Here is a 24561-nt window from a genome sequence, read left to right on the forward strand (position 1 = left end):
TGACAAAACTATGATACCGCAGGCTCGTCTTCAATTTTCCTTACCATCCATATCATCATGGCGGCAAAAGCGGCAACAACGAAGAAAGCAATCTGCAGGTTGGCTATCTGGGCAATAAAGCCAACTATTGGCGGTATGATAACAAAGCCAAGATATCCCACCGTAGATATAGCCGCCAATGCCTGGCTGCTGTTCATTGTTTTGGATTTACCGGCCATGCTAAATACCAGTGGCACTATACACGATACGCCCATACCTATCATAGCGTAGCCCAAATAAACAGTTAATGTATATGGCAAAAACACAGATACCAGCAGCCCCGACAGAACCAATGCGCTGCTGTAAGTTAAAACCTTTTTAATGCCAATGGCAGATACTACCCTATCGCCTGCAAACCGGCCGATGGTCATGGTAACCATGTAAACTACAAAACCGGCTTCAGCGAATGATTTGGTAGCATGTACAACCTTTTCAAAATAAACGCCGCTCCAGTCGTACAAAGTGTTTTCGCAGGCCATTGAAGCAAAACAGATCAACGAAAATTTAAGCAAATGTTTATCAGGCATAGAAAATACCGATTTGTTGGGTGTTTCGGCAGGCTGATAATCATATGTCGACGGATAAAATATTACTGAGAGAACCAGCATCGCTACTCCCACAAACAATAAATGATATGACGGGGCCACGTTAAACAACACCATTACATAACCTACTGCTGCCCCGCCGAAGCCGGCCAGGCTCCAGATGCCGTGAAACGTTACCATAATGGATTTATCATACAAAGCCTGGATCCCAACGGCCTGTGAATTCATGGACAAACCCAATATATTACGTGTAGAACCTATAAAAAACAAAACAACGATCAACTGCCACATATATGCCGCAAAGCCTGGCAGGCAAAGCACAATACTAAAGGCCAGTGCTCCTATCAACATCATTACGCGACTGCTGAAATATTTAATCATTTTGGCAGTTAAAGGCATGGTAAGCATCAAACCAACAGGCATAGCAAACAACACAACCCCTAACTGGGCTTCATTTAAATTAAGCTGATGTTTTATAGACGGAATACGTGAGGCCCAAGAAGAGTAACCGAAGCCCGAAACAAAGAAGAATACACTGTTGGCAATCCGCATTTTTGATTTGCCTGCAGCCGTTAGCTGATCCATACCGCAAATTTATGGATAAATTGCATGTATAGATCCTGTTACTTTAATTTAATGCTGCTTACATACAAGGTTGCAATTGTGCACAAGGATTTTCATTTTTTTGCTCTTTATGAAAAACCTTGTTGAAGCCCTGTTGTACATAAGTTAAACCTAAGTTTAAAAGCGCTGAAACCTGCAATGGTGTAGTATCAGGCAGTGTAAGTGATATGATGTGCGATAGCAGTTTCATGATTACATTATCGTTTCCGGCTGCAAAATTGCTACAATAAATCTGAAAAAAATTTAACGTACATTAACAACTGACGTTAGGCAGATAATTGCATGCAAGTATGATAAACAGCTGACAATGTAGTGTTTAAATATGTTTAAAATTTAGCCATTTAAACCAATTATCCGCCAATTGCAATATTGAGGCGTTTGTTTGTAAGCCTGTTTATTTAGCTTTACTTTTGAGATAAGTATTTAAATGAAAGACACCACCAAAACTTTGAGTTCAGGACCTACATATAAAGCAGCCGGTAAAGTGGCAACCATTATCGAAAGGCATTTCAGGCATTTTCATGCCAAAGCGCTTGCCGATAACAACGAGATAGACCTTGCGCCTACTCCCAGCTGCACCACTATCGAATCACTTATCGATATCTCATTTTGGGCAAGTTTGCGCCGGGAAGAAGGATTTTCACCAAAATTCACCCTGGCTTTTTTGCCGCCCGAAGCCGCCGGTCAGCCGTTGTTGTTTGGCGGCAAAATTAAACTCGCACCTAATATCCTGACCAAATTTGCTTCGGCAGTACAACAGCCGGGCATTCATTTAGGCATCTGGATAGAAGATGATGAACTATACATCTGGGGAACCACCCTGGCTATTCCGGCTTACTGTTTTGTACTGGAAGTAATTGAACCCGGATTGCTGGTGATCAAACATCGCCGTATCGAGGGTTTTGGCAAATTTGTAAATATAGCCATATTAAAAGGCGATGACATTAAAGTAGTTGACGAGCACGGCTCCAGCATTTCTGATTGTCCTAATGTACTTTCGGCCATGCTTGATTTTACTTTGCCATCCCTGTGGAATGATCCGGTAAACGTATTAGTTCAACTGGCTACTTCTATGCAAGCCCACAAACGTGGTGGCATATTATTAGTTGTACCCTCCGAAAGCGAAGAATGGCGCAAATCTATTATTACCCCGATCTCCTACCCTGTTGATCCTCCCTTTTCAGGGCTTACCGATCTGATGATTCACGAAGGCATCGACCGTTACCACACCTCATGGCAGGAAAAAATGCGCCGTGCGGTTGATACCATAGGCGGATTAACTTCGATAGACGGCGCTACCCTAATAAATGATAAACACGAGTTGCTGGCTTTCGGTGCCAAAATAGGCCGCTCAGAAAAAAGTTCGCCTATCGAAGAGATCGTGGTAACAGAACCTATTGTTGGCTGCTCAACCCGGGTGATCCATCCTGCTCAAAATGGCGGTACAAGGCATTTGGCAGCCGCACAGTTTGTTTTCGACCAAAAGGATGCCTTAGCACTGGTTGCCTCTCAGGATGGCCGGTTTACGGTATTTGCATGGTCGCCGGTTGTAGGCATGGTTCATGCACACCAGATAGATATATTGTTGCTGTAGATCATCAAAACTCGAATTAAATGGATTATTCGAATCAACAGAATAGAAGAAGGATAGCGGAGACAAAATTCGATAAATTCACAAAATTCGTTTAATTCGAGTTCAGACAAAAATTTTGCTTCAGCCTTAATCGCAATTCAACAACAAATCGTAATATTTTCTCATCAGCACGGTATCATAATTAACCAGCGACTGATAGGCTTCTGAAACAAGTTCATTAAGGATAGATGAACCCAGCTGACCGCCCCCATTTGGGATGGAGTCGTAATAAATAATGATTTCTTTAACCCTGATTATTTCATACAGCAACTGCTGAACCAAATCAGTCTGAGTACCCGCCTGCATTCCAGCCGAATTTTTATTCAGGAAATCTAAAGGATCATTATTAGTAGCAGGGGTCATTTTTTTATCAAACAGGATCGGAATTATGGTTTTACCAACTATATCTTAACAGTTAATAAGTTTAAACATCCGCTTTTTGTTTTAAAAAAATTAAAAAAAAATAAAACTAAATAACAAAACCCTCATAAAGAGGGTTTTGTTATTATAAAAAATTGCTTAGTTATTCTGTTTTGGCTCCGGTTTCGGCAATAAAACTTTGCGCGATAGTTTCAGTTTACCTTGCTTATCAACGTCAAGCAGTTTTACCCTTACCTCGTCACCTATCTGGAAGATACCATCCATAGTTTCAATACGGCGGTGATCAATTTCAGATATATGCAGCAAACCATCTTTACCAGGCATGATCTCAACAAACGCACCGAAAGGCATGATCGATTTCACTTTGCCTTCGTAAATTTCGCCTACTTCTGGTTTTGAAGCGATAGCGCGGATACGGCCTAAAGCTGCATCAATAGAAGCTTTGTTATCTGCAAAGATCTGAACGATACCCTGGTTGTCTTTTTCCTCGATAGAAATGGTTGCGCCTGTTTCACGCTGCATTTCCTGGATAATTTTACCACCTGGCCCGATAACTGCACCAATAAATTCTTTGTCGATTTTGATGGTAACGATACGAGGAGCGTGTGGTTTGTAATCTTCGCGCGGCTGTTGGATAGTTTTAGCCATTTCGCCAAGGATATGCAAACGACCGTCTTTAGCCTGGTTTAACGCATTGGCTAACACCTCGTATGAAAGACCGTTGATCTTTAAGTCCATCTGAACAGCAACGATACCATTTTTAGTTCCGGTTACTTTAAAGTCCATATCACCTAAATGGTCTTCATCACCCAGGATATCAGAAAGGATAGCATATTTGGTACCCATTTCGTTGGTGATCAAGCCCATCGCAATACCTGATACAGGCTCTTTAATTTTAACACCAGCATCCATAAGCGCTAATGTACCGGCACAAACTGTAGCCATTGATGAAGAACCGTTTGATTCCAAAATATCAGAAACCACACGAATTGTGTATGGGTTTTCATCTTCAGAAGGCAATACTTGTTTCAATGAACGCTGAGCCAGGTTACCGTGACCAATTTCACGACGACCGGCACCCCTGTTAGGCCTAACCTCGCCGGTTGAAAAACCAGGGAAGTTGTAGTGTAACATGAATTTCTGGTAACCGTTGATGAAAGCACCGTCAATCATTTGCTCGTCATCCTTAGCACCTAAGGTTACGGAAGTTAATGATTGAGTTTCGCCACGGGTAAATACAGCCGAACCGTGAGCAGATGGCAGGTAACCAACTTCGCTCCATATCGGACGGATCTGGGTAGTAGTACGACCATCTAAACGTTTGCCTTCGTCTAATACAAGGTTACGAATGGCATCATACTCTACATCGTGGTAATATTTTTTAGCAAGACCTTTAGTGATATCGTCAATCTCACCTAAAGTTTCGATATAGGCGTCACGTACTTCTTTAAATTTAGCACCACGCTCTTCTTTTGCAGATGCAGCAGAAGCAATGGCGTAAACCTGGTCATAAGTAGCAGCGTAGATGGCTTTTTTCAAATCCTCGTTGCTGTGCTCATGGCTATAAACGCGTTTTTCGGTTTTACCAACTTCAATGGTCAGTTCTTTTTGAGCTAAACATTGTAATTTGATAGCGGTGTGTGCAAATTTGATGGCTTCAACCAATTCATCTTCCTGGATTTCTTTCGATTCGCCTTCAACCATGTTGATATCGTGCTCGCTGCCTGCAACAATAAACTCTAAAGTTGCGTTTTCAAGCTGGCTTAGGGTTGGGTTAATCACTAGTTTACCATCAATCTTAGCAACACGTACTTCAGATATAGGGCCATTAAAAGGGATATCAGATACTGCCAAAGCAGCAGAAGCAGCTAAACCGGCAAGGGCATCAGGCATGATATCTTTATCGGCAGATATTAATGAAATCATCACTTGTGTATCAGCGTGATAATCTTCCGGGAATAATGGACGCAAAGCACGGTCAACCAAACGTGAGATCAAAACCTCATAGTCTGATAAACGGGCCTCGCGGCGTAAAAAACCACCCGGGATACGGCCTGTTGCAGCGTATTTTTCCTGGTAGTCAACAGATAATGGCAAGAAGTCAACACCTTCTTTAGCTTCAGGCGATGATACAACAGTAGCCAGTAACATGGTATCACCCATTTTTACCACTACCGAGCCATCAGCTTGTTTGGCCAACTTACCTGTTTCGATCTCAATGGTGCGTCCGTCGCCCAGATCAATAACTTTTTTAATTACGTTTAAACTCATCTTTTTTTGTTTGTGATGCACTTTTCATCTTCGGGAGCGCATCGGATTTTATGTTTGTAAATATATGTTTCAAAAGTAAAAAAGCCATCCTAAAATGGGGATGGCTTTTAAATAAAAAAGGAGAGAATTACTTAATGATATCCCTTAGCTGTAAAGCTTTGATGATAGCACGGTACCTTTCAATGTCTTTATTATACAGGTAAGCAAGTAACGCACGGCGTTTACCTACTAATTTTTGTAGCGATAATTGAGTTGAAAAATCCTTTTTGTTTTTTTTCAAATGCCCTGTTAAGTGAGCAATACGAGTAGTAAATAAAGCTACCTGACCTTCGGCTGAACCTGTGTCAGCTGCTGATTTACCATGTTTTGCAAAGATCTCTGCCTTTGCTTCTTTACCTAAATACATTACTTGAATAATATTAAAGCGTTAACTATTTTATTAATTGTGGGTGCAAAGATAGTGATTAATTATGCAAAAGCAAGGGGTGGGCAGATTTGTTTTTGATGGTTAATGAATGGTTGACTGGGTTGGATTAGTTGAGTGGTTGTTTGTATTGAATTAAGTGAATGGCAGGTTAGGATAAGACCTTTATAGTTGTCTGAACCTAAATTTTAAGAATTAACAGAATGATAAGCACATTCAAAAAATTCTTGAAATTTCGTAAAATTCGATTCAGACAATAAATCCGAAATCGAAAATCCAAACTCCGAAATTAATAATGGCGTTACCTGCGGCCCGCGCTATCCGCTCATACGCATGCAGGCCTTACGCTTGGGCCGGTACCCGCTCCTATCGCTAACGCAGATTTCGTTAAAACTTAAACCAACCACTCACCAAATCAACTACTCACTCCAAATCAAAATCGGTGTAATCACTCTCCAATCGGTGTAATCCCAAAAAATAAAAATCAACGGTTCCCCTCTGTCCAGCTTTTAAAAATGGCAGCCTGTAGCGGATCAGGATTTGGCAACGGCGTTATTTTAAATGTCTTTTCCCTCAGCCTGCCTAAAACAATGGTTACGTCTTTTCTTTCGCCATTCTTTAGCAAACCCAGTGTTAAGCTATCTCCTGTATTTTTGGTTTCGAAAGCGTTGAAAAGCACATCCTTTGTCGCAGGTGCACCGTCAACAGTAAGTATAACCGTACGGCCTCTGATACCTTTATCCCAGGCTGGTGATTTATAAGCAACTGTATTGATCCGGAGGGTATCGCCCTGCTGCCTCACATTAAGGCCGGCCCATGATTCGGAAACTACTTTAGTAGCCGTATCTACAGCTAAACCACCATAAGCAAAATATTTAGGGTAATCCGGCGGTTTTACGGTTGATGCATATTCAAACACCTCGGTTAAAGGCACACCGGCCATTTTTTCGCATTCGTTCCTAAACTCCTGTTCTGTAAAACCGCGGTTCAGCTTTTTGTAATACTTGTAATAAAGCAGGCGCATTACATCATCAAGCGTCTTTTTGTTTTGCGTGGCGTGGCGAATGCTAAAATCCAGCATCAAACCCAAAATTGGCCCTTTATCATAGTAAGAGATGGTTTTATTAAAATCATCGCCCTGCCTGCCGTTCGGTCCGTCGTCCCAGGTATTGTAACTCGCCTGCGTTGCAGACTGATATAAATGCCCCGGCTGGTTTTCGTAGTTACGCAGATTGCTCTGAAAATCGCCGAACATATCTTCGTTATTCATTAAACCGGCGTGCCTGGTTATCATGTATTCATAATAAACTGTAAACCCTTCAGATACCCAAAGCATATTGGTATGGTTCTCCTTCGAGTAATCAAACGGACCAAGCTCAACCGGCCTGATGCGTTTTACATTGTAATGGTGAAAATATTCGTGTGCTATAAAATTGTAAAGCTTTTTGCGGGCTTCGGGCGTATTAAAACCTTCGCCACCGCTAAAACTTAATGAGGTTGAGTTTAAATGCTCAATACCTCCACCACCTGCACCTATCGACAGAAAAGTATAATGTGTATAAGGTATTTCGCCAATGATATTACTGCCGGTTACTACAATCTTTTTCAGATCGTCCATAAATCCCTGCCTGTCGAAAGCGGGCAGCTTATAACCGATAAAGTTATGTGGTTTGTTTTGCACGCTGAAAGGTGGTAAAACTTCCAGTTCGCCCATTAAAAACGGACTGTCATAAAGCACATCAAAATCGGCTGCTTTGTAAACATGGTATTGCCCTTTAAGCGTATCCAAACCGGTAGCCACCAAATCTTTCCATTTGCTGTAAGGCTTCATTTTGATGGTAACCGGGTGACGTAACTCCTGCTCAAGGTACATGAATAAACCACCGGGGGTGATATAACCACGCGTTTCATCCAAATAAACGTTGCCTACAAAGGGAACAACGGCTTTTACATCATACGAGATCCTGACGTCACCAGCCGAAGGGTTGCTAACCTTCCAGATATCTTTAGTCGGCTTCTCAAATTTCAGCGTATTGCCCTTGGCATCAGTAACAGTAAAATTTTGAACCGCGCCCGCAAAGTTGATCAATTGGTAATACCCGGGCGTCCAAACGCACATTTTAAAATCGAGCGTTTTGAGGTGGGTTTTGTTGCTGAGCTCAACATGATACAAATGATCGGCGGCCTTTTCCATCGACACCGAATAGTGCATATTAACAGGCTGCTGAGCCAAAGCGCCCGCGCAAAAAAACAAGTTAAATGATAGGGTTAACTTAGATACTAATTTCATTACCGCAGAGGATTTTGCCCAATATAATAAACGGGGATTTATTTATCCGGCCACTTATCGGAAATTAGCCTGAAAGATGTGGGGATCTATTTCGGGGAGATAATTACCTGAAGACTTACGAAGTTTTGAAAACTTCGTAAGTCTGGGATTCTACGACTTGTCATGGGTAGGAATGTAGCTATGACATATGGGGATATTTTCTACAAAACTAACCACTCACCAACCAACCCAATCAACCACTCACTACTTTTCTATCCTCTCCAGCGCAAACAAAAACGCATAATTCAAAGCTTCTTCCTTTAAATAATCAAACCTGCCCGATGCGCCGCCGTGGCCATAATCCATATTGGTATGCAGCATGAGCACATTGTTATCCGTTTTATTGGCACGTAGCTTAGCCACCCATTTGGCAGGCTCAAAATACTGCACCTGACTGTCATGTAATCCGGTTATCACCAGCATGTTTGGATAGGCTTTCTTCTCCACGTTTTCATAAGGCGAATAGCTTTTCATGTATTTATAAGCCTCCTCATTTTTAGGATTCCCCCATTCATCAAATTCGTTGGTAGTTAGCGGGATACTTTCATCAAGCATGGTATTCACCACATCAATAAACGGCACCTCGGCTATAATACCATGCCACAGATCCGGGGCCATATTGGCAACCGCACCCATCAGCAAACCGCCGGCGCTCCCCCCTTCGGCATACAGGTGTTCTTTACTGGTATATTTTTGATCAACAAGGTATTTGCCGCAATCGATAAAATCGGTAAAGGTATTTTTCTTTTTCATCAGTTTGCCATCCAGGTACCATTGACGGCCCATCTCCTGCCCGCCCCTGATGCCGGCCATCGCAAAAACAAATCCCCTGTCAAGCAAACTCAATCGGGCACTCGAAAAATATACATCATTGGTGTAGCCATATGAACCGTAACCATAAAGCAGTAAAGGAGCCTTGCCATTCTTTTCAAAGCCTTTTTTGTAAACTAATGATATCGGCACTTTGGTACCATCTGTTGCGGTTGCATAAAGGCGCTCGGTTACATAATCATCAGCTTTGTAGCCACCCAAAACCTCCTGCTGCTTCATCAGTTTGGATTCTTTGGTATCCATATTATAATCAAAGGTTGATGATGGCGTGGTGAGCGAAGTATAACCATACCTTAATACCTTACTGCTATAATCGGGATTAGCACCTACATAAATAGTATAGGCAGCTTCCTTAAAGTCAACATAATGCTCCTGGTTTGATGCAAGGTTACGTACCCTGAACTGATTCAAGCCATTTTTACGTTCAGTGATCACAATGTAATCTTTAAACTCTTCAACACCTTCCAGCAATACATCCTTGCGGTGAGGAAGTACTTCTTTCCAATTACTGCTCTCGGTTTTATCAAGCGGACATTCCATCAGCTTAAAATTGATGGCATTTTGATTGGTTACTATCAAAAACTTATCGGCAAGGGCTGTTACACTATATAATACATCTTTAATGCGTGGCTGAAAAACCTTAAATGCTTCATTTGGCTTGCCTGCATCCAGGTACCTGAACTCGGATGATAAAGTAGCCCGAGACTGGATAAAAATATAATCGCCTGATTTTGACCTATCTACATCAATGTAATTTGATTTATCTTTTTCTTCGTAAACAACCACATCAGCTTCTTTTGAGCCTAAGGTATGGCGTTTAATCTTTTCTGTAAGCAGTGTCTCGGGGTTCTTGGCCGTGTAAAACAATGTTTTATTATCCTTAGCCCAAACAGATCCGCCGCTGGTGTTAACTATTGCATCGGTATAGATCTCTCCAGTTTCCAGATTTTTGATATGGATGGTATACTGCCTCCGCGAAACCATATCAATACCGTAAGCCAGCAGTTTATTATCCGGGCTGATATTAAAACCAGTTGCCGAATAGTAACTATGTCCCTTGGCCATTTCATCCACATCAAGCAGCACTTCTTCCTTAGCATCAAGACTACCTTTTTTACGGCAGTATTTGTAATATTCCTTTCCCTCGTCCGTACGGGAGTAATAATAGTACCCGTTTTTAAACACCGGCACCGATTCATCTTTCTCCTTGATCCTGGCCTTCATTTCATCAAACAATACCTTCTGAAAGTTTTTAGTACCGCTCATCATGGTATCCTGGTAAGCGTTTTCGGCTTTCAGATAGTCTACAGCTTTGGTACTGTCGGGACCTTTCTTAAAGTAGTCGATCATCCAGTAATAATTATCGGCAACGGTATCATTATGGATGGCGCGGATATGCGGTTTAACTTCGGCAACGGGCGGTTTTACATCGGGCCATTTATACATAGTACCTTGAGTATTTTGTTTACATGAAGATGCAATAATCAGCAAACTTACCGGAATAATGATTTTTTTCATCGGATAAATGGTTTAAAGTACTGAACCTTTTAAAGTTAGGCTTAAGAAATGGGAAAGGCAATAGGGTGTAAAAATCAAGCTGCATATTTATTTCCCCTTTAAAATCCCTCTTGAGAGCTATCATGTGGACACATCTTTTTAATATTATCATTGATAGAAAAAATGTCATTTCGACGAGCCAAGGGTGGGGTTTGTGCGCCAGAGGCGAGGAGAAATCTTCTACGCCCTGCTTTTACAGATATGGTTGTGGAGCCGGATGTAGAAGATTTCTCTTTCGCTCCATCACTCAATCCGCCACTGCTCTATCGAAATGACAATTTTTTAAAGATGTGTCCACACGATAGTCTTGAGAGGGGCGCGTAGGAATGAGCGGTAGCAGGGGTGTGTTTCTGCGGTAGGTTTGTCAAAGCACAAACACACCCCTCCACCCCTCTCAAGAGGGGAATCGCACAAGCCTGCGCTTTTTCCTTAAGTTAACGGCTATGGCTCCACGTTTAAAACTGCGGGAGGAAAGCGGCAGGAGGGGTTAACAGGGTTAACAAAATTCCGGATATACTCAACACAAACAAATAACAATCAATAACTTAAAAAAAAAAAAGATTAACACCAAACCATTCACCTAATCAACCCAATCAACCACTCACCTCATCCCTACAACAAAAAATCCACCTGCTATTGCTAACAGATGGATAGGGATATAAATTAAAACAATAAACTACTAAGCTAAATTACGGCCGGCATTTACAATACCGTAAACCGTACGGATCACCAGCTTATTATATACATCGTTAAGCTCGGTATCCTTTTCATAGTTAATACATTGTAACGCATAATGCTGAATGATCACCAGCGGCAACACGATTTTTTCGCGGATAGCTATAGAACGGCGTTCAACCGGGTATTCTTCCATCAATACGGTACTGCCGGTTAGTTCAAGCAGCATTTCGCGGGTAAGTACAAATTCATCCTTCAGCATTTTCCAGAAGGCGCCAAATTTTTCATCTTTTTCAAGATAAGCAGTAACGCGGAAGTCAGATTTAGACATGGACATCATACAATTATCAAGCATAGTTTTAAAGAAACCCGATGTTTGATAAAGCTCTTTGATCTCGTCCCAGCCGCCGCTTTCTTTAACCTGCTTAAGTGCTGTACCTACGCCATAAAAACCAGGAATACTTTGTTTCAGCTGACTCCATGAGGTTACGAAGCTGATAGCTCTTAAATCCTCAAGCTTCAATTGAGCACCCGCATTACGTTTGGTTGGGCGACTGCTGATATTGATCCTCGACAGTAATTTCAGCGGACTGAATTTTTCGAGATATTCTACAAATAAAGGATGTGCACGTAAATCAACAAACAACTTATAGCTGATGTCTGCCATCTGCTGGATAAGTTCTTTATGACGACTATCCAACAGATCGTTACGGTTAGGATGCAGGGCCGAGATAACACCAGCGTTAATCAGCTGCTCCATATTAAACCTTGCAGTTTCAACCGAGCCATATTGCGAACTTACGGTTTGCCCCTGTATGGTTAACTGAATATGCTCGTTGGCGATCTCCTTACCCATCGACGCGTAGAACCGGTGTGTTTTACCACCGCCACGTGCCGGCGGGCCTCCCCTGCCATCAAAAAATGCCAGTTGAATACCGTATTTGCGGGCCATAGCGGTTAACTCAACTTTGGCTTTGTATATCGACCAGTTAGCCATCAGGTAACCGCCGTCTTTAGTACTGTCAGAGAAACCAAGCATGATAGTTTGCTGGCTGCCCCTGTTTTTCAGATGCTCGGCATAAAACGGATGTGTGTAGAGTTGCTCCATGATACCTGCTGCATGCTCAAGGTCATTCACGGTTTCAAACAGTGGCATAAAATCAATGCTCAGGCTGTCTTTTTTCCAGCCGCTCCATAAAAACAGGTCAATCAGCTGCAGGATATCAGATGCGCGCTGGCAGTTACTGATAATAAAGCGCTGACAGGCCCTTTCGCCGTTACCTTCCTGAATTTGTTTAACCAGCCTGATGGTATCCAGCGTATCGTGGATCATGGCATCTTTTTCTTCTTCAGGGCAAATAAAATCCGCCTCTTTAAAAACGATGCTCTTTACTTTTTCATCCTCGCTCAACTCACCATAGCCTTTGGCTACACCTGTATCAATGTTTTGGGTACCATATTCAAATACCTTACGCAAAATGCGGCTATCCTGCCTGATGTCAATTGTGGCAAAATAACATCCAAACAGGCGCACCTTCTGGATCATATCCTCAACAATATCTACAAACAGGCCGTCATGATCTTTAAGGATAACTTCTTTTATAGATAACAACAATTCCAGTATCTCGCCCTGCAAATTAACCGGTGTTAACTGCTCGTTAGCATTTTTATAAAACAGGTTCTCCAATTTGGCCATAGCCTGCTCTACACCGCGGAAAGTGATACGGCGTTTCAGGGTTCTGAAATCGCGGTAATAACAACGGAACAGGCGCTGTCTTAAAAAGCTGGCAACTTCCTTGGTGGTTTGCGTAGTTACGTTAGGGTTACCATCACGGTCGCCGCCCGGCCAGAAACCTAATTCCAGGATCTGGCGGCTTGCTGCATCGATATCAAATTCTTCTTCAAGCTTAGCCTGAATGTCTGAGACCGCATGGTAAAATATATTTTCCAAAAACCAGGAAAGGCTGATAGCCTCATCAACCGGCGTTGGTGATGTTTTATTAAAGAAAGGTGTTTTACCCAGTTGCTGCAGCAATACATCGATACTATTGATATCGTTTGTTTTTACCGCCTCAATCAGATCGGTCATGATGCCAAGTACTGTACCCGGATAAAACTGCGTTGGGTGAGCGGTAAGTACCAGGCGAAGGGAAAAATCCTTCAGCTTTTCGCTGATGTCCTGGCGGCTTTCATCGCTGATGGCTGCGTGCTGCAATAAGCTTTGCAAGGTGCCGCTGTCATCGAATTTACCTATCTTATTGAATGATGAATCTTCAATAGCATCAAACAAAACCACCTGGCGTTCAATGTATTGAATAAACCTGAACATACGGTTAATCTGCTCGCGATGATCAATATCCGGTACGTATTTTTCAAAAAACGACTCAATAATAGCATCGGGCGAATCATGTGTGATGGCACCCTTTTCGCAATGCGAACTGAAGAACGGCAATAAAATACCGGTATCCTTTACCTGGTAAAACGGAAGTGTTTGAAACAAACTGTTATATAACTCAAATCGGGTAACAACCTCGTTATTGAAGGCTGCTTCTCTTTGGCTGAGTTTTAACGTTGGCGACATAGTAAAAAATTAAATTGAGGTAAAATTGATTGGTTTAGCTTTTGGCCTTTTCCGGGGGGTGAATTTACTGATCTTTAATTTAAATTCACTAAAAAGTAAATATTTATTAACACAATTCTTTAATTAATATCATTTTTGTAAAAAAATGCCAAAAATTTAAGGTTATGGAAATCCAAAACACCATTTTGGGGCTATAAATTATATTTAATAAAAACAGCCCGAATAAACAAATTTGCTTATAATAGTTGTGTTATTTATAAAGCTGCTACTACCATGTCTACAAACATCAGGGAGATAAAAAGTTTTTTTTACAGTCAATATTTTTCTGATGGCATCCGGATCTGTATAGGTATTTTACTACCCTCCCTGCTGTTAATGCAGTTTGATAAGTTTGATCTTGGCCTTACGCTTTCACTGGGCGCGCTATGTATCTGTGTTATCGACACCCCGGGTCCGGTATCGCATAAACGTAATGCCATGGCAGCCGGTAACCTTTGCCTGTTTCTGGTAGCCGTTATTACCGGCTTTGCGCGGCTCAACGTAATTACACTCGGTATTGAGATCACTTTCTTTGCTTTCCTGTTTTCTATGTTCACTGTTTATGGTAACAGGGCAGCATCCGTAGGTACCTGCTCGTTGCTCATCATGATCTTTATGATGGATAAAGCATTGGCCGCGCCAGAGGTACTGGGTTATAGTGCTAAGATTTTGGCCGGTGGTGTATGGTACATGGTTTTCAGCCTGTTATTTTTTGGCATTCGGCCCTACCGGGCAGCGCAGCAGGCCCTTGGCGAAAACGTGACCGATATAGCGCGCTTTTTAAGAATTAAGGCTGATTTCTATTTATCGGACACAGATATCGACGAAAATTATCGCAAGTTGGTTTCCAAGCAGATCCAGGTAAGTCAGCACCAGGATGCCGTACGCGAACTGCTGTTTAAAAGCCGCATTATGGCCCGCGAATCAACAGCGCCGAGCCGGATTTTAGTTTTAACCTTTGTTGACCTGGTTGATATCTACGAGCAGATCATGGCTACGCACTACGATTACACCTATATCCGCGAAAAATTTAAAGATACCGGCGTACTCACGGAAATAGCCCGCATTATCCATAATATGGCCGATGAGCTTGACGATATAGCCTATATTGTATTATCCAACACGCGTCGCCGGCACCTTACCGATTTTAATATCGAACTGGAAAAACTAAAAACAAAGATCGACTCCATCGGCAAAAACAACCAGGAAACCAGCAATCTTGTACTGAAAAAGATTTTGGTTAACCTGCGTTCGCTTGGCGAAGGCATCAATAATATATATAAATACTACAGTTCTAAAGCAGCCGAATCATTAAACGAGCCCAAGGGCGACGTAGAATACACCGCATTTGTAAGCCACCAGGATTTTGCAACCCATATCTTCTTCGACAACTTCACACTGGCATCCGGCGCTTTTAAACATGCACTCCGGGTAGCATTGGTTTGCTTAGTTGGTTTTGTTACGGCCAAACTGGTGTCATTAGGCCACCATAGCTACTGGGTGCTGCTCACTATTATTGTAATATTAAAACCAGGCTTCAGCCTTTCCAAGCAACGCAACTACCAGCGTTTAATAGGCACCATCGGCGGTGGCGTTATAGGTATAGCCATACTCACCTTTATCCCTAATGCTACAGCGCAGTTTATTTTCCTTGTGGTATTTATGATGGGAGCTTACAGTTTCCAGCGCCTTAATTATGTGGTGAGTGTTATTTTCATGACACCTTATGTATTGATATTATTTAAGTTTTTAGGCGTTGGATTGTTAAACGTAGCGCAGGAACGGATCTTGGATACCATTATAGGTTCAACCATTGCGTTGGTAGCCAGCTACCTGATATTCCCAACCTGGGAGTTTGAACAAATTCAGGAAACCCTGAGGGATGTAGTTGTAGCTAATATCAATTACCTGGTTACCATTGCCGAAAGCATTTCGGGCAAAATGATCAGTATTACTACATACAAACTGGCGCGCAAGGAAGTATATGTGAAATCGGCCAACCTTTCAGCCGCTTTTGAGCGTATGACATCAGAACCCAAAAGCAAGCAACGCAAAATAAAGGACATCCATAAATTTGTGGTGCTTAACCATATCCTTTCGTCGTATATAGCTACCATAGCATCGGCACAAAGTAAAAAGGAAATACCGGTAGCACACCCTGAAGCTATGAAGCTGATTAAAAAAAGCATAACCGTATTAAATGATACCGGTCAAAAGCTGGAAGCACAACATATTGAATTTAATATCGGTAAAATCCCCGCTATTGATCCTGAAGCCCAAAAACCGGTAGTGTTGGCCGAAGATGCCCTGCTAAAAGAACAACTGGGTTTTATTAATAAGATCAGCTATGATATAGCTAAGATCACGGATAGTATATTAATAGAACCATGATTTTTAGGATTAACGGATGGATAGGATTTGATTTATAGGGTAAAACCTATATAGTCATCCAGGTTCGAAAAATCCTGTTAATCATTCAATCACGAGAATCACGGTTCAAATAATATGTTTAAACCTTTAAATTAAAATATTTCCGAAAACAAAAAATACCGGGTTATGTGGATAGGTTCGTGATGATTTTTCCCTACTTTAGCCATTGATGATACCCGTTGTTTCAAAATTACCCCAAACCGGAACCACCATATTCACCGTCATGTCGGCCCTGGCCAACGAGTTGGGCGCAATAAATCTGTCGCAGGGTTTTCCCGACTACAATTGTTCGCCCGATCTGATAGAGCTTGTAAATAAAGCTATGAAAGAGGGGCATAATCAATATGCCCCCATGGCTGGTGTTATGGCTTTAAGAGAACGCATTGCCGAAAAAACTGAAAAGCTTTACGGCGCTATTTATAATCCGGAAACGGAAATTACCATAACAGCAGGCGGTACGCAAGCCATATTTACGGCTATTAGTGCTGTAATACATCCTAATGATGAAGTGATCATTTTTGAGCCCGCTTTTGATTGTTATGCCCCGGCCATTAAGTTAATGGGCGGCGTTGTAAAATCAATGGCGCTTGAACCACCCAATTATCGTATTGCCTGGGATATGGTAAAGAGGTTGATTAATCAAAAAACAAAAATGATCATCCTTAACTCGCCGCATAACCCAACTGCAACTATTCTGCATAAGGAAGATATTGAACAGTTAAGTGCATTGGTTAAAAATCAGGACATACTAATATTAAGCGATGAGGTATACGAACACCTGATCTATGATGGCGAAACCCATCACAGCATGGCCCGCTATCCCGAATTACAGCAACGCAGTTTCATCGTAGCATCTTTCGGCAAACCTTTTCATGCCACCGGCTGGAAGGTTGGATATTGCATGGCGCCTGCCTACCTGATGAGCGAGTTCAGGAAGGTCCACCAGTTTTTGGTGTTTGCCGTGAATACCCCTATCCAATATGCTATTGCCGAGCATTTAAAAAATGAAGAAACTTATCTTGGTCTGGCAGAATTTTTCAGGGAGAAACGCGACTACTTCAGAAAAGGCCTGGAGCAAACTCGCTTTGAACTTTTACCATGCTCCGGATCATACTTCCAATCAGTGAGTTACCTCGGAATAACCGACGAAAAAGATACCGACTTCTCTATCCGAATAGCAAAGGAATTTGGAGTAGCATCCATACCTGTTTCGGCTTTTTACAGCAAGGGGATCGATCACCATGTGTTAAGGTTTTGTTTCGCCAAAAGACAAGAAACTTTAGATAAAGCCGTTGATAGGTTAATTCGTATTTAATTTTTGGTTAATGGTTCATAGTTAATGGATCACGGCCGAATCTTTTAAGTTTAATTTTGGCTATGGTTCATAGTTCAGGAACCATAGCCAAATTGTATAAATTTTATCAGTATGGATCAACCAATCGCCATGCATTTTTTGCCATGAACCATGATCCATCAACTATGAACCAACTATTATGGAAAATCTAAAAATTACTGTTTTTCAAGGCTACCTTTTTTGGGAAAATACCGATAAAAATCTTCAAAATATTACCCTCAGGCTCTCGGGCGGGATCCGCGAGAAAACAGATCTCATCATACTGCCCGAAATGTTCACTACAGGTTTCACCATGAATGCTGCCGAACTGGCCGAACCCATGAATGGTAAAACCATGCAATGGATGGAAAAAACAGCCAAACAGTATGACTGCGTAATAACCGGAACCATTATTATTAAAGAGGGCGGCAAGTACTACAACAGGCTAATTTGGATGCGTCCCGACGGAACGCATGAACATTATGATAAACGCCATCTGTTTGCACTTGGCAATGAACATAATACTTACACTGCAGGTACCAAAAAACTTTTTGTAGAACTGAACGGCTGGAAAATTTGTCCGGTAATCTGTTACGACCTGCGTTTCCCGGTATGGCTGCGCAATATCGACGAAAACCCTTACGACCTGCTCATTGTTGTAGCCAACTGGCCCGAGCGCCGGGCGGCACACTGGCGTACCCTGATCCCTGCACGTGCTGTCGAAAACCAATCGTACGTAATAGCGGTTAACCGTGTAGGTCATGACGGCAACGAAGTTTATCATAGTGGAGATTCTACCTGTATTGACCCTAGCGGCAAGGTAGTTTATTACAAACGCGATGAAGAAGACCTGTATACCTTCAGTATCATTGGTGATGAAGTTGAGAAAGTACGCACCGCGCTGCCCTTTTTAAAGGATGCAGATGATTTTGAGATTAATGTCTGAACCAGAACCCGGATTTGGGGGGATTTTTAGGATTAATTGGATTTGCTTTTCTCAACTGCCAAGCAAAAAAATCAAGCAATCCCGAAAATCTTCCCAAATCCTGGTTCAAACAAAAATTCGGCAATCCTGAAAATCCCCCCAAATCCGGGTTCAGACTACCATTAGTTTTTCTTCACTTCATACAAAATTCATAACCGTTTTGAACTTTTGTAATGTAGAATTGATGAAGGAAACATGCGTACTATAAAATCCCTGCTATTTATATCACCCTTATTTTTTAGTTTACTAACACAAAAGGCCGAAGCACAAACAGATACACTAAAGATCACTTTCCCTGATGCTGAAAAACAGTTCATTGAAAATAACCTGAGCCTTCTTGCCCAAAAGTATAATGTTGATGCCTCAAAGGCACTCATTCAACAAGCTAAACTATGGGACAACCCCGTTTTAAGCACCGATCAAAACATTCATGACGGTAGCACCAATAAATTTTTCAACCACTCAAACAAAGGCGGACAAGTTTTCGTCCAGTTAAACCAGGTATTTGCCACTGCGGGCAAACGCGGCAAACAGGTAAAGGTAGCCGAAGACGATGCCAAAGTTCAGGAAGCTGCTTTTAATGACCTGATGCGCAACCTGCGTTACAACCTGCAGCTTGACTTCGGTCAGCTGGCATCTTTGAACGCGCAGCAGTTGGTTTATCAAAACGAAATCAAATCGGCAACAGAACTGGTTAATGCTATTCAAAAATCATTTGATGTAGGTAATACTTCCATGAAGGACCTCATCCGTTTGAAAGCCCTGTTATTTGGCTTGCAGAACGATATGGTTGAAAATAACCGCCAGATCAACGACCTGCAAACCGAGCTTAAAACGTTGCTGCAAACTAAGGAAACTACGTTTGTACAACCCATTGTAAACGATAAACCGGTTGAAACTGTTGATCTTGATGTGCAGTCGCTTATCAGCCAGGCCATGACCAACAGGCCCGATTATCTGTCAAACCAATACCAGTTAAGTTCGGCAACCCACAACCTTGCTTATCAAAAAGCGCTTGCGGTGCCTGATGTAACTATCGGTGTATCATATGACCAAAACAGCAGCTACGCCCGCAACTATTACGGCTTACAGATTGGTTTGCCAATCCCATTGTTTAACCGAAACCAGGGTAATATCAAATCGGCACAGTATAACATAAAAAGCCAGGAGAGCACTTTAAAACAAAGTGAGTTCCAGCTTAAAAATGATGTTGTTGCTGCTGTTAATCAATATAAGCTCAACGTTCAATTATTCTCTACCCAGCAAATCGCCTTTAATGAGCAGTATGATAAACTGTTTGGCGCAATGCTTAAGAGTTTTCAGCAACGCCAGATAAGCCTTGTAGAGTTTGTTGATTTTTTTGACACCTATAAGGATACCAAATTAAAAATATTGCAACAACAATATAACCTGCAAAAAGCCATTGCCGACCTCAATTTTGCTGTTGGCACTACCGTAATAAAATCCTGACTAACTTTATAAGACTTACTATGATGAAAAGAGAAACGCTGTTTTCCGGCATCTCAGCTTTGCTACTACTTGCCGCCTGTAAAGGCAAAACTCCTCCTGCTGTTGAAAACAAACAGGTAACTGTGAGCGATTCGATGGCAAAAATTATCACTATTGATACTGCCAAGATCGCTACCATAAAAAATGAGCTTACCCTTTCGGGCGAGGTATCATATGATGACAATACCGTTGTTAAAGTATTCCCTTTCTCAAGCGGACAGGTGCTGGATGTAAAAGTTTCGCTGGGCGATAAGGTAAGCAAAGGTCAAACCCTTGCTATTGTACGCAGTGCCGACGTTGCAGGTAACTATACTGATTTGAGTTCGTCAAAATCAGATCTTGCGATTTACAAACGTCAGCTTGAACAAGCCGAATATTTGTACAAAAACGGCATCTCAAGCGAGCGCGATTATACCGAAGCTAAAGAAAATTACAATAAAGCCGAAGCTGCTTACAGCAAGGTAAAAGATCAGATTGCCATTAACGGCGGTGGTAACACCAGTCCCGGTGGTACCTTGGTGATCAAAGCTCCTGAAAGCGGTTTCGTGGTTGAAAAAAACATTACGGCAGGCGGTTTCATCCGCCCGGACAACGCTAACAGCATGTTCACCATATCAAACATGAAAGATGTTTGGATCTGGGCTAACGTGTTTGAATCAGACATCAGCCGTGTTAAAGTAGGTTATACCGCCAAGGTTACTACCATTGCTTACCCCGATAAAGTATTTACAGGCAAAGTTGATGCGGTAAGCTCCGTGCTTGACCCTGATAATAAGGTATTAAAGATCAAGATCGTGTTACCTAACGATGGCATGCTGCTTAAGCCAGAAATGTTTACCAGTGTGATCATAGCCAACAGCGAAAAAGCACAATCAGTTGCCATACCCGCCAAAGCCGTGGTTTACGACAACAGCAAAAACTTTGTAGTAGTTTATAACAGCAAAGACGATTTGAAAGTACGCCAGGTAGCAGTTATAAAAACGGTTGAAGACACCACTTATATATCATCTGGTTTGCAGGCCGGCGACAAGATCATATCTAAAAATCAGCTGCTTTTTTATGATGCCATAGCGGGTAATAACTAAGTACCGGTAAACTGAAAATTGTCGGGCTTAATTCCTGGCAGCCACGTTTTTAAAATAGAGATACTACAATGAACAAGTTCATCAAAAATATTATATACTTCTCGCTCAGGCACCGCTACTTCGTGTTTTTTATGACACTGGTATTGGTTGTTTTGGGTATCTGGAGTTACTCCAACACTCCCATCGAGACCTTTCCCGACGTTACCAATACGCAGATCATCATTATAGCCCAATGGCCGGGCCGCAGCGCCGAAGAAATGGAAAAAATGGTTACCATACCTATGGAAACCGTTTTAAACTCGGTACAAAAAAAGGCTAACCTCCGTACCACGTCATCATTCGGTTTATCATATGTCCGCATTATTTTTGATGACGATGTTGATGATGCATTTGCCCGCCAGCAGGTATTAAGCCGCCTGGGCAATGCCGATTTACCCGATGGTGTTAAACCGGAGGTTGAGCCGCCCTATGGCCCAACAGGTGAGATCTTCCGCTATACATTAAAGAGCCACACTAAATCATTACATGAACTTACAGCCATTCAGGATTGGGTACTTGACCGCCAGTTTAAATCAATCCCCGGTGTAGCCGACGTAAACAGCTTTGGCGGCGAGGAAAAAACCTACGAAGTGAGCGTTAATCCTTCGCTATTACAAAAATATGGTCTTACCTCGCTTGATGTTTACAACGCTATCAATCGCAGTAACATTAACGTGGGTGGGGACATTATCGAAAAAAACGACCAGGCCTACGTGGTGCGTGGTATCGGCTTGATCAATAATATTGAAGAGATCCAAAATATCATCATCAAAAATGTAAACAATGTTCCTATCCTGGCACGTGACATTGCTGATGTAAAAGAGGGTGGTTTACCGCGTTTAGGCCAGGTTGGCCGCGATAAAGCGAATGATGTTATTGAAGGTATCGTGGTGATGCGTAAGGGCGAGAACCCTGCCGAAGTACTGGAACGCATCAATGATAAAGTTAAAGACCTTAACGCACATATTTTACCTACCGACGTAAAGATCTCTACTTTTTATGATCGTACCACGCTGATGGATTTCTGTACCGAAACCGTTATCCATAACCTTTGCGAGGGTATTATCCTGGTAACCGTTATTGTATTACTGTTCATGGCCGACTGGCGTACAACCCTTACTGTGGCAATCATTATTCCGCTGGCCCTGCTATTTGCCTTTATTTGTTTAAGATTAAAAGGCATGAGTGCCAACCTGCTCTCGATGGGCGCTGTGGATTTTGGTATCATTATAGATGGTGCGGTGGTGATGGTTGAGGGTATTTTCGTGGCGTTGGATCACAGGGCCAAAGAAGTAGGCATGCAGAAATTTAACGGACTGGCTAAGCTTGGTTTGTTCAAAAATATCGGTGCAGAGATGGGTAAAGCCATCTTCTTCTCTAAACTGATCATTCTAACCTGTTTAGTGCCCATCTTTGCTTTCCAGAAAGTAGAAGGTAAAATGTTCTCGCCGCTGGCTTATACTTTAGGCTTTGCATTGTTGGGCGCATTGATTTTTACCCTCACTTTAGTGCCCGCACTGTCAAGTATTTTACTAAACAAAAACGTAAGAGAGAAGCATAACCCGGTTGTATTGTTCTTCGAGAACGGCATCCGCCGCATGTTCAGTTATACATATCGCAACCAAAAATTGAGCTTGATAGTAGCAGTGGCCTTTATGTCAGTTACTTTCTTCTCAGCCAAATTTTTAGGATCAGAATTCTTGCCACAGCTTAATGAAGGAGCCCTTTGGGTAACTGCCCAGTTGCCGATGAGTACTTCATTGGAAAGTTCGGTTAAGGTTACTGATAAAATGAGGCAGATCCTTTCAACCTTCCCCGAAGTGAAACAAACCTTATCGCAGGTTGGCCGTACCAATGACGGTACCGATCCTAAAGGCTTCTTTAACGTACAGATCCAGGTTGACCTTCTGCCTAAAAAAGAATGGAAACGCCATATCACCCAGGAAGAACTGATCTCCGAAATGGATAAAAAGCTGAGTCAGTTCCCGGGTATCGTGTTCAACTACTCGCAGCCTATTATTGATAACGTAGCCGAAGCTGTTGCAGGTGTACCGGCATCCATGGCTGTAAAAATATTTGGCCCCGATTTCCAGGTGCTCGACCAAAAGGCCGATTCGGTAATGGCTGTGCTCAAAAAGATCCAGGGGGTTGAAGACCTTGGTATCTTGCGCAACCTTGGTCAGCCGGAGTTCCGTATCGAGCTTGATCAGCGCAAAATGGCGCTTTATGGTGTATCAACTGCCGATGCTAACTCGGTTATTGAGATGGCCATAGGCGGTAAAGCAGCCTCACAATTATATGAGGGCGAACGCAAATTCGATATCCGGATCCGTTATCAAAAACCGTTCAGGGATACCCAAAGCAAAATTGAAAACCTGATGGTGCCAACCCTTAACGGTTCAAAAATCGCCATCAAAGAAATCTCAAAGATCACTACGCTTACTGGTCCGGCGTTTATTTACCGGGATAACAATATGCGTTACATCGCTGTGAAATTCTCGGTACGTGGCCGCGATTTAGGTAGCACCATTGCCGAGGCACAGGATAAAGTTGGCGCAGCAGTGAAATTAGATCAGGGTTATTCATTTACCTGGAACGGTGAGTTTGAAAACCAGATCAGGGCATCAAACACTTTAGCACACGTTGTGCCGGTTTGTTTGCTGGTGATATTCCTGATCCTGTTCATCACCTTTGGCAATGCTAAAGATGCAGTTTTGGTAATCCTGAACGTGCCGTTCGCGCTGATAGGCGGTATCCTGGCACTGCACATTACCGGCACCAACTTCAGTATTTCGGCAGGTATCGGTTTCATAGCCTTGTTTGGTGTGTGTATCCAGAATGGTGTAATTCTGATATCAGTCTTCAAGAAAAATCTTGAAGAAAAGATGCACCTTGATGAAGCTATCCGCGAAGGCGTGATATCACGTGTACGCCCTGTTGTAATGACCGCCTTAATGGCCGCCATTGGTTTGATGCCGGCAGCTATTTCAACAGGTATCGGTTCGGAAACGCAAAAACCCCTGGCTATAGTGGTAATCGGAGGTTTGGTAACTTCAACCATATTAACTTTATTGATATTGCCTATCATTTACGCCATAGTGTACCGTTTAATCCACCGTCGTGAAAACCGTAAGCTATTGAAAAAAGTAGGTATGATAAAGGGATAAGATTGAGCACCAATTATTTCGAATTAAACCGAATTTCACGAATTGGTTATATAAAACAAATAGCGATGGGTCTGTACCTATCGC

The 24561-nt window shown here is 42.3% G+C and carries 15 protein-coding genes; 7 read left to right on the forward strand and 8 right to left on the reverse strand.

Annotated features, from left to right (window positions below; translation table 11 throughout):
• Nucleotides 1-8: 8 nt before the first annotated feature.
• Nucleotides 9-1169, reverse strand: a complete 1161-nt coding sequence (locus ACEN9X_RS00660; protein ID WP_413668569.1) for an MFS transporter — start codon at nt 1167-1169, stop codon at nt 9-11.
• Nucleotides 1170-1227: 58 nt separating this feature from the next.
• Nucleotides 1228-1398, reverse strand: a complete 171-nt coding sequence (locus ACEN9X_RS00665; RefSeq protein WP_158604066.1) for a hypothetical protein — start codon at nt 1396-1398, stop codon at nt 1228-1230.
• Between the two features lie 237 nt (nt 1399-1635).
• Between ACEN9X_RS00665 and ACEN9X_RS00670 the strand changes: the two genes are divergently transcribed.
• On the forward strand, nt 1636-2802 hold the full coding sequence (locus ACEN9X_RS00670; protein ID WP_091210494.1) for a putative sensor domain DACNV-containing protein: 1167 nt from the start codon (nt 1636-1638) through the stop codon (nt 2800-2802).
• Between the two features lie 126 nt (nt 2803-2928).
• On the opposite strand, the gene ACEN9X_RS00675 is transcribed toward ACEN9X_RS00670, so the two are convergent.
• The 6 genes from ACEN9X_RS00675 to ACEN9X_RS00700 all read right to left on the reverse strand — a co-directional run bounded on the left by ACEN9X_RS00675 (nt 2929) and on the right by ACEN9X_RS00700 (nt 13890).
• Nucleotides 2929-3204: a hypothetical protein gene (locus tag ACEN9X_RS00675; RefSeq protein ID WP_110584774.1), complete on the reverse strand. Its 276-nt coding sequence runs from the start codon at nt 3202-3204 to the stop codon at nt 2929-2931.
• A gap of 156 nt (nt 3205-3360) precedes the next feature.
• On the reverse strand, nt 3361-5493 hold the full coding sequence (gene pnp, locus ACEN9X_RS00680; protein WP_413668570.1) for a polyribonucleotide nucleotidyltransferase: 2133 nt from the start codon (nt 5491-5493) through the stop codon (nt 3361-3363).
• A 127-nt stretch (nt 5494-5620) separates the two neighbouring features.
• Nucleotides 5621-5899: a 30S ribosomal protein S15 gene (rpsO, locus tag ACEN9X_RS00685; protein WP_090524765.1), complete on the reverse strand. Its 279-nt coding sequence runs from the start codon at nt 5897-5899 to the stop codon at nt 5621-5623.
• Nucleotides 5900-6401: 502 nt separating this feature from the next.
• Nucleotides 6402-8207: a M61 family metallopeptidase gene (locus ACEN9X_RS00690; RefSeq protein ID WP_413668571.1), complete on the reverse strand. Its 1806-nt coding sequence runs from the start codon at nt 8205-8207 to the stop codon at nt 6402-6404.
• A 243-nt stretch (nt 8208-8450) separates the two neighbouring features.
• On the reverse strand, nt 8451-10595 hold the full coding sequence (locus ACEN9X_RS00695; RefSeq protein WP_413668572.1) for a S9 family peptidase: 2145 nt from the start codon (nt 10593-10595) through the stop codon (nt 8451-8453).
• A 718-nt stretch (nt 10596-11313) separates the two neighbouring features.
• Nucleotides 11314-13890 carry a phosphoenolpyruvate carboxylase gene (locus ACEN9X_RS00700; RefSeq protein WP_413668573.1) on the reverse strand — a complete coding sequence of 859 codons (2577 nt, stop codon included), beginning with the start codon at nt 13888-13890 and terminating at the stop codon, nt 11314-11316.
• Between the two features lie 273 nt (nt 13891-14163).
• Between ACEN9X_RS00700 and ACEN9X_RS00705 the strand changes: the two genes are divergently transcribed.
• The 6 genes from ACEN9X_RS00705 (at nt 14164) to ACEN9X_RS00730 (ending at nt 24477) form a co-directional block, all read left to right on the forward strand.
• Nucleotides 14164-16320, forward strand: coding sequence for an FUSC family membrane protein (locus ACEN9X_RS00705; RefSeq protein ID WP_413668574.1), 2157 nt, complete (start codon nt 14164-14166; stop codon nt 16318-16320).
• Nucleotides 16321-16528: 208 nt separating this feature from the next.
• Nucleotides 16529-17674, forward strand: coding sequence for a methionine aminotransferase (locus ACEN9X_RS00710; protein WP_413668575.1), 1146 nt, complete (start codon nt 16529-16531; stop codon nt 17672-17674).
• Nucleotides 17675-17852: 178 nt separating this feature from the next.
• On the forward strand, nt 17853-18638 hold the full coding sequence (locus ACEN9X_RS00715) for an amidohydrolase (RefSeq protein ID WP_413668576.1): 786 nt from the start codon (nt 17853-17855) through the stop codon (nt 18636-18638).
• 234 nt (nt 18639-18872) lie between these two features.
• Nucleotides 18873-20147, forward strand: a complete 1275-nt coding sequence (locus ACEN9X_RS00720; protein WP_413668577.1) for a TolC family protein — start codon at nt 18873-18875, stop codon at nt 20145-20147.
• 20 nt (nt 20148-20167) lie between these two features.
• On the forward strand, nt 20168-21271 hold the full coding sequence (locus ACEN9X_RS00725; protein WP_413668578.1) for an efflux RND transporter periplasmic adaptor subunit: 1104 nt from the start codon (nt 20168-20170) through the stop codon (nt 21269-21271).
• A gap of 68 nt (nt 21272-21339) precedes the next feature.
• Complete coding sequence (locus ACEN9X_RS00730; RefSeq protein WP_413668579.1) at nt 21340-24477, forward strand: efflux RND transporter permease subunit; 3138 nt, start codon at nt 21340-21342, stop codon at nt 24475-24477.
• Nucleotides 24478-24561: the final 84 nt, after the last annotated feature.

This window comes from Mucilaginibacter sp. Mucisp86 (assembly GCF_047324315.1).
Lineage (GTDB): Bacteria > Bacteroidota > Bacteroidia > Sphingobacteriales > Sphingobacteriaceae > Mucilaginibacter.

What these genes read in the sequence shown, in the direction of transcription:
- ACEN9X_RS00660 (WP_413668569.1), bottom strand. Translation starts at nt 1,169, where the DNA reads ATGGATCAGCTAACGGCTGCAGGCAAATCAAAAATGCGGATTGCCAAC.
- ACEN9X_RS00665 (WP_158604066.1), bottom strand. Translation starts at nt 1,398, where the DNA reads ATGAAACTGCTATCGCACATCATATCACTTACACTGCCTGATACTACA.
- ACEN9X_RS00670 (WP_091210494.1), top strand. Translation starts at nt 1,636, where the DNA reads ATGAAAGACACCACCAAAACTTTGAGTTCAGGACCTACATATAAAGCA.
- ACEN9X_RS00675 (WP_110584774.1), bottom strand. Translation starts at nt 3,204, where the DNA reads ATGACCCCTGCTACTAATAATGATCCTTTAGATTTCCTGAATAAAAAT.
- pnp (WP_413668570.1), bottom strand. Translation starts at nt 5,493, where the DNA reads ATGAGTTTAAACGTAATTAAAAAAGTTATTGATCTGGGCGACGGACGC.
- rpsO (WP_090524765.1), bottom strand. Translation starts at nt 5,899, where the DNA reads ATGTATTTAGGTAAAGAAGCAAAGGCAGAGATCTTTGCAAAACATGGT.
- ACEN9X_RS00690 (WP_413668571.1), bottom strand. Translation starts at nt 8,207, where the DNA reads ATGAAATTAGTATCTAAGTTAACCCTATCATTTAACTTGTTTTTTTGC.
- ACEN9X_RS00695 (WP_413668572.1), bottom strand. Translation starts at nt 10,595, where the DNA reads ATGAAAAAAATCATTATTCCGGTAAGTTTGCTGATTATTGCATCTTCA.
- ACEN9X_RS00700 (WP_413668573.1), bottom strand. Translation starts at nt 13,890, where the DNA reads ATGTCGCCAACGTTAAAACTCAGCCAAAGAGAAGCAGCCTTCAATAAC.
- ACEN9X_RS00705 (WP_413668574.1), top strand. Translation starts at nt 14,164, where the DNA reads ATGTCTACAAACATCAGGGAGATAAAAAGTTTTTTTTACAGTCAATAT.
- ACEN9X_RS00710 (WP_413668575.1), top strand. Translation starts at nt 16,529, where the DNA reads ATGATACCCGTTGTTTCAAAATTACCCCAAACCGGAACCACCATATTC.
- ACEN9X_RS00715 (WP_413668576.1), top strand. Translation starts at nt 17,853, where the DNA reads ATGGAAAATCTAAAAATTACTGTTTTTCAAGGCTACCTTTTTTGGGAA.
- ACEN9X_RS00720 (WP_413668577.1), top strand. Translation starts at nt 18,873, where the DNA reads ATGCGTACTATAAAATCCCTGCTATTTATATCACCCTTATTTTTTAGT.
- ACEN9X_RS00725 (WP_413668578.1), top strand. Translation starts at nt 20,168, where the DNA reads ATGATGAAAAGAGAAACGCTGTTTTCCGGCATCTCAGCTTTGCTACTA.
- ACEN9X_RS00730 (WP_413668579.1), top strand. Translation starts at nt 21,340, where the DNA reads ATGAACAAGTTCATCAAAAATATTATATACTTCTCGCTCAGGCACCGC.